The 6,911-nt window shown below is 68.3% G+C and carries 6 protein-coding genes; 3 read left to right on the top strand and 3 right to left on the bottom strand.

What is annotated here, in order from left to right:
• The 3 genes from VFW45_18550 to VFW45_18560 all read left to right on the top strand — a co-directional run.
• Window positions 1-586 (top strand): energy transducer TonB (locus VFW45_18550; protein ID HEU5182795.1); only part of this gene is annotated, 586 nt, incomplete at its 5' end.
• Between the two features lie 29 nt (window positions 587-615).
• Entirely contained in the window at window positions 616-2,001 is a 1,386-nt protein-coding gene (locus tag VFW45_18555; protein ID HEU5182796.1) for a tetratricopeptide repeat protein, read from the top strand.
• Between the two features lie 144 nt (window positions 2,002-2,145).
• A complete protein-coding gene (locus VFW45_18560; protein HEU5182797.1) occupies window positions 2,146-4,536 on the top strand; it encodes an ABC transporter permease in 2,391 nt (796 codons plus the stop codon).
• A 14-nt stretch (window positions 4,537-4,550) separates the two neighbouring features.
• Here VFW45_18560 and phoU read toward each other — a convergent pair whose 3' ends face one another.
• The 3 genes from phoU to pstA form a co-directional block, all read right to left on the bottom strand.
• Window positions 4,551-5,237 carry a phosphate signaling complex protein PhoU gene (gene phoU / locus VFW45_18565; GenBank protein HEU5182798.1) on the bottom strand — a complete coding sequence of 229 codons (687 nt, stop codon included), beginning with the start codon at window positions 5,235-5,237 and terminating at the stop codon, window positions 4,551-4,553.
• Window positions 5,238-5,272: 35 nt separating this feature from the next.
• Complete coding sequence (pstB, locus tag VFW45_18570; protein HEU5182799.1) at window positions 5,273-6,001, bottom strand: phosphate ABC transporter ATP-binding protein PstB; 729 nt, start codon at window positions 5,999-6,001, stop codon at window positions 5,273-5,275.
• Window positions 6,002-6,117: 116 nt separating this feature from the next.
• Window positions 6,118-6,911 (bottom strand): phosphate ABC transporter permease PstA (pstA, locus tag VFW45_18575; protein HEU5182800.1); only part of this gene is annotated, 794 nt, incomplete at its 5' end.

Genomic DNA, 6,911 nt, shown 5'->3' on the forward strand with positions numbered 1-6,911 from the left:
GCAGGAAGCGAAGAAAGAGGAGAAGGCCAAGGAAGAGCAGCCGGCCGAGTCCGCCGAGCAGAAGGAGGCCCTGGACACACCGCAGGAGGCTGCTCCCGACGTCCAGGAGATCGCAAGGCTGGAAGGCTCGGCGAGCGCTCCCGCGCTGGCGGCGCTCAGCCTGAGCGATCTGGAAGGGGCCCTGAATCCCGATCTGGGCGGCGGCGGCAGCTTCCAGGAAGGGGTCTCGTTCAGCTCGGGAGGTCGAATCGGCGGGACGGGCGATCCGTCTTCCGGCGAAGCCGCGGCCTCCGACGCCACCTTCGCGCTCGCGGAGCTGGATCAGCGTCCCCGGGCCCTGAGCCAGGCGATGCCCCGCTATCCCAGCGAGCTGCGCAAGCGCAAGGTCCAGGGAACGGTAGAGGTCGTCTTCCTGGTCGACACCGACGGGCACGTCATGAACCCCAAGGTCGACAAGACGACCTATGAAGGGCTGAACCAGGCGGCCCTCGACGCCGTGCGGCAATGGCGCTTCGAGGCCGGCACCAAGGAAGGCAAGAAGGTCCGCTTCAAGATGCGGGTGCCGATCACCTTCAGCGCCGGCTAGCGCGCCGGGATTCGAGGATGAGCTCGCCCATGGGAACGAAGCGCCTTGTCACGGAGCTGGTATTGGCGATGGCCTGCGCCGTCCTGATGCCGGCGGCGACCGCCTTCGGCGCGGAAGCCGCCGCCAGCCAGCCGGCTCTGGGAATCTGGAGCGACCCGGAGTTCCAGAAGCAGTTCCTCGCCAGCTTCGGGGCGCTGTCCGACCTGGAGCCGCGCATCAACCCGGTGGAGAAGCAGCAGCTGGAGAAGCTGATTCCGTTGCTGGGATCGGATCCGGCAGCCGCCGAGAAGGAGCTGCTCAAGCTCACCACGCCCCAGTCGACCGCCCTGTTCGACTTCACGCTCGGCAATCTCGCCTTCCAGTCAGGCAACCTCGAGGCGGCGCGGACGCGCTTCACGACGGCCGTCGGCAAGTTTCCGAGCTTCCGGCGGGCGCACAAGAACCTGGGGCTGGTGGAGGTGCGCGCCGGGAACTACGAGGCCGCCGTGCGCTCGCTGGGGCGGGTCATCGAGCTGGGCGGGGGGGACGGGCTCACCTTCGGATTGCTGGGCCACGCCTGCAGCGCCGCCGGACAATTTGTCTCCGCCGAATCGGCCTACCGCAACGCCATCCTGCTGCAGGCCGACACGGTCGACTGGCGGCTCGGGCTGGTCCAGAGCCTGCTGAAGCAGCAGAAATTCGCGGAGACGGCGTCGCTTGCCGAGGAGCTCCTGCGCAAATTCCCGGAGCGCTCCGATCTCTGGCTCATCCAGGCGGGGGCGCAGGTTGGGCTCGGCCAGACGCGCCAGGCGGCGGAGAACTACGAGGTCGTCCGGCGCATGGGGAAGGCGACCATGTCCAACCTCTACACCCTGGGCGATCTCTATGCTCACGAGGGGCTGTGGGACATGGCGCTGGGGGCCTACCAGGAAGGCCTGGAAAAGGATCCGGCCCAGGCCCCGGCGCGGCCGCTGCGCAACCTGGAGATGATGGCTCAGGGAGGCGCGACCACCCAGGCCCGCCGGCTGCTGGAGCGCACGGAGGCGCTGCTCGGAGCCGCTCTCGAGGACGCCGATCGCAAGAAGCTGCTGCGGCTCAAGGCGCGGCTGGCCGCTGCCGACGGCGAAACCGCCGGGGCAGCCAAGGCCCTGGAGGAAGTGGTCGCCCTGGATCCCACCGACGGCGAGGCGCTGCTGCTGCTGGGCCAGAGCTACGCGAGCAGCGGCGATCTGGAGCGGGCCGTCTTCTGCTACGAACGGGCCGAGGGTCTGGAAAGCACCGAAGCCGAAGCCAGGCTGCGGCACGCCAAGCTCCTGGTCTCCCAGGCGCGCTACAAGGAGGCGGTGCCGCTGCTCAAGCGGGCCCAGGAGCTCAAGCCCCGCGACGACGTCGGACGCTACCTGGAGCAGGTCGACCGGCTGGCGCGCTCGCAATAGCGGCACGTCCCTTCCCGATTTCATTCCATTCCGCCGGCTTTCCATCCCATTCGTCATCGCCCGCTGAACCCATCGCCTCTTCGGCTTCGTACAATCCTGGCGTAAGCTTACGGATTCCGGGACCTTCGAGGGGCTCACCCGCCCATGCTGCAAGATGCGCGTTACGCGCTGCGCCTGATGGGGAAGACGCCGCTGTTCACGGCGACGGTGATCGCCACCATCGCCCTGGCGATTGCCGCCAACACGGCGATTTTCAGCGTGGTCAATGCCGTGATGCTCCGGCCCCTGCCGTTTGCCGAGCCGGATCGCCTCGTCCAGGTGGCGGAGCGCAACGACAAGCTGAACCTGCCGGTCTTCGCCTCCTCGGTCCTCAATTTCCTTTCCTGGCGGGAGCAGGCGCGCGGCATCGAAATGTCCGCCGTCGGCTTCAGCACCGTCACGTTGAGCGGCGGGGGAGACCCCGAGCAGCTGCCGGGCAACACCATCAGCCCGGCGCTGCTCCGACTGCTCGGAGTGCGTCCGGTCGCGGGCCGGGCCTTCAGCGACGAGGAGGAGAAGCCCAACGCCCCCCCCGTGGCGATGGTCGGCGAAGGATTGTGGAATCGGCGTTTCGGGCGCGATCGCTCCCTGGTGGGACGCACAGTGAGCTTGAACGGCATCCCGACGACGGTGGTCGGCATCGCGCCCGCCTCGCTCGCGCTGCTCTCAGGGGGGGAGGTTTTCACCCCGCTGATCCTCGATCCCGCCAAAGAGCTGCGCCTGGCCCATTTGATCTTCACGGTCGGACGGCTGAAGCAGGGGGTGACGCTGGCCCAGGCGCAAGCCGAGATGGATCAGGTTGCCGCTTCGGTCGGCCGGCAGTATCCCGAGGTTCGTGATTGGGGAATCAACCTGGTCACTTTCTACGACACCTTCATCGGCACCCAGCTGCGAACGGCCTTGTGGATGCTGCTGGGGGCCGTCGTCTTCGTGCTCCTGATCGCCTGCGCCAACATCGCCAATCTCCTGCTCGCCCGCTCGGTGACCCGGCGCACGGAGCTGGCGGTCCGGTCGGCGCTGGGCGCCGGACGGGGAAGGCTGATGCGGCAGCTCCTGGTGGAAAGCGCCGTGCTCGCCGTCATGGGCGGAGGAGCCGGGATTCTCGGCGCCTTCTGGGCCGTGCGCGCCATCCGCCGATCCTTGCCGGCCAACCTCCTTCCCGTGTCGGACATCAACGTGGATCTTCCGGTGCTCGCCTTCGCCGCGGGATTGACCCTGCTCACCGGATTGCTCTTCAGCCTCGCCCCCGCCTGGCGCGCCCTCGGGGCGAATCTGGGGGACGCCCTCAAGCAGGGCGGCCGGGGTTCGGGGTCGGAGCCGCGCGCCCGCCTGCGAAAAGGACTCGCGGCCGTGGAGCTCGCCCTGGCCACCATCCTGCTCATCGGCGCCGGGCTGCTGATCCAGAGCCTCGCCAATCTGCAGCGCGTGGCGGTCGGCTTCGATCCCCATGCGCTGCTGACCTTCCAGCTCGCTCCGCCGCCCAGCAAGTATCCGCTGGCCGACAAGGCGCCGCTTTTCTATCGCGCGCTCGTCGATGAGCTGCGCGCCCTGCCGGGCGTGAAGGACGCGGCCGTGTCGAGCGGCATTCCCTTCGGCGCCGGCAATAACGCCCGCCACCCGATGCTTGCCTCGGGCCCTTCGGCGCTGCCCCCCGAGACCCTGGTGCCCATCGACTGGCGCAGTGTCACCCCCGGCTATTTCAAGGCGATGGGCATTCCGCTGCTGCGGGGGCGGGACTTCACCGATGCCGACGGCCCCGCGTCGCACGTCACCATCGTCAGCGAAGCGACCGCGAAAAAGTTCTGGGGCGACGCGGATCCCCTGGGACACGCGCTGATCCGCTCGGCCGACCGGGCCACCGCCTTCACGGTGATCGGCGTGGTGGGGGACGTGCGCATCCTGACCCTGAACCAGGAGCTCCCCTCGCTCTACTATCCGATCGCCGCGCGTGTCTGGCCCCTCATGGATGTCGCGGTCCGGGTCGACGGCGAGCCGGGGAAACTCCTTCCATCCATCCGTCGCAAGGTGCGCGAGATCGACCCGGAGCTGGCGCTGGCCAACGTGCGCACCATGGACGAGTGGATTGCGGCGAGCTCGGCGCAGCTGCGCCTCAGCACACAGCTGCTGAGCGGCTTCGCGGCGGCGGCGCTGCTGATTGCGGCGCTGGGCATCTACGGGGTCCTGGCCAGCTCGGTGAGCCAGCGCACGCGCGAGATCGGCATGCGCATGGCCCTCGGGGCGCAGCCAGGGGGGGTGCTGCGGCTGGTGGTCGGCGAGGGGATGCGGGTGGCGCTGGCGGGGATCTCAGCCGGTCTGCTGGGGGGATTGGCGCTCGGGCAGGTGGTCTCGAGCCTCGTCTACGGCATCGCCGTCCGCGATCCCGCCACCTTCGCGGCGGTCGCGGTCGCCCTGGGCGGGGTCGCCGTCGCGGCCTGCGTCCTGCCCGCCGTGCGGGCGGCGCGCGTCGATCCGATGGCGGCGCTGCGCTGCGAGTAGATGCGGGCAGAGAATCAGCGCAGGTCGGAGCCGCGTCCGGCGGGTGTGTGCCGCACGTCCATACCCTCGCACAGGAAGATCACCATCTGCGCGATGTTGGTGGCGTGATCGGCGATGCGCTCCAGGTACTTGGCGATGAAGGTGATGCGCAGGGCTCGGGCGACGTTGCGCGGCTCCTCGATCATGTAGGTGAGCAGCTCGCGGAACAGCTGCACGTTGAGGCGGTCGACGTCGTCGTCCTCCCCCAGCACCTCGCGCGCCATGGCCGAGTTACGGTTCACGAAGGCGTCGAGCGCCTGGTGCACCATGCCCGCCACCTTGGAGGCCATGCGCGGGATGTCGATGTAGGGCTTCAGCGGCGGCTCCTCGTTCAGCTCGATGGCCCGCTCGGCGATGTTGACGGTCAGGTCCCCGATGCGCTCGAGATCGGTGACGATTTTCAGGGCGGTGGTGATGAAGCGCAGATCGGATGCGGCGGGCTGGCGCAGGGCCAGCAGGCTGACGCAGAGATGGTCGATGTCCAGCTCCATCGCGTCGACCCGTGGGTCGGAGTCGATGACGCCCTTCGCCTGCTCCGAATCGCGCGACAGAAGCGATTTCATGGAGGAGGCGATCATCAGCTCCACGGTGCCTCCCAGGAGCAGGATCTTCTCCTTGAGCTGCTGCAGGTCCCTCTCGTATTGCCGGCTGGTGTGTTCCAACGCGCTTTCTCCTTCGCGGATTGCTGCGGGCACTCCTATCCGAAGCGGCCGGTGATGTAGTCCTCGGTCCGCCGATCGGAAGGATTGGTGAAGATCTTCTCCGTCCGGTCCACTTCCACCAGGGCGCCGCTCAGCAGGAACGCGGTTCGATCCGAGACCCGGGCCGCCTGCTGCATGTTGTGGGTGACGATGACCACCGTGTAGCGGCTCCTGAGCTCGTCGATCAGCTCCTCGATGCGCGCCGTGGAGATGGGATCGAGCGCCGAGCAGGGCTCGTCCATGAGGATGACCTCCGGATCCACCGCCAGCACCCGCGCCAGGCAGACGCGCTGCTGCTGGCCGCCCGACAGCGCCATGGCGGAGGTGTGCAGCCGATCCGAGACCTCGTCCCACAGCGCCGCCTGCCGCAGGCTCTTCTCCACGATGGCCTCCAGCTCGGAGCGCCGGGGCGCACGGTGGATGCGGGGGCCGAACGCGACGTTCTCGAAGATCGACTTGGGAAACGGGTTCGGCTTCTGGAACAGCATGCCGACGCGGCGCCGCAAGTCCACCAGGTCGGTGCCGGGCGCGTAGACGTTGCTGCCGTCGAAGAGGACCTCGCCTTCCACCTTCACGTCGGTGCCGATCTCGGCGATCCGGTTGATCGATTTGATCAGGGTGGACTTCCCGCAGCCGGAAGGACCGATGATGGCGGTCACGCGATGCTCCGGCACGGTGAGGTTGATGTCCTTCAGCGCCTGCCGGCCCGGATAGTGGAAGCCCATGCCGCGCAGCTCGACCTTGGTCTCCGGCGCGGGAGCCGAGTCGTCACGAGCGCGCTCGACGGTGACCGTCTTCGGCAGGGGGGGCATCGGCTCTCCAGGAGCCAGGGTGATACGCGTCATGGTTGATGCATCCGCTCCAGGCGGCGCGTGGCCCAGCGCGACAGCATGGAGAAAGCCAGGACCGAGAAGATCAGGACCGTCGCCCCGGCCCACGCCTGGCGATGCCAGTCATCGTAGGGCGACTGGGCGTAAGTGTAAACCTGTACCGTGAGCGACGCCATGGGCTGGTTCAGGGTCGTGGACCAGTAACGGTTGTTGAACGAGGTGAACAGCAGCGGGGCGGTTTCCCCCGCGACCCGGGCCAGGGCCACCAGGACGCCGGTCAGAATCCCCGGAAGCGAGGCCGGCAGGATGACCCGGAAGACCGTGGCGGCGCGCGTCGCGCCCAGCGCCATGGAGCCTTCCCTCAGCGTCTCCGGAACGAGCTTGAGAAGCTCCTCGGTGGTGCGCAGGATGATCGGAATCATCATGACTCCCAGCGCCAGGGAGCCGGCGAACGCCGAGAACCTCTTGAAGGGAAGCACCGCGATGGTATAGGCGAAGATCCCGATCACGATCGACGGCACCCCGTTGAGGACGTCGGCGCAGAAGCGCACCGCCGACGCCAGGGGCGTGGTGCGGTACTCCGAAAGGTAGATCCCCGAAAGCACTCCGACGGGCACCCCCAGCAGCGCGGCCATGCCGATCAGGATCAGCGTGCCGACGATGGCGTTGGCCATGCCGCCGCCGGCCTCGCCCACCGGCCTGGGCATCTGGGTGAAGAAGGCGAGGTCCACCGAGGAGAGCCCGCGGCTGAGGACGAAGAAGAGGATGAAGCCCAGCGGGACGAGCGCGGCCGCCACCGCCAGCA

Source organism: Candidatus Polarisedimenticolia bacterium (genome assembly GCA_035764505.1).
Taxonomy (GTDB): Bacteria; Acidobacteriota; Polarisedimenticolia; order Gp22-AA2; family AA152; genus AA152.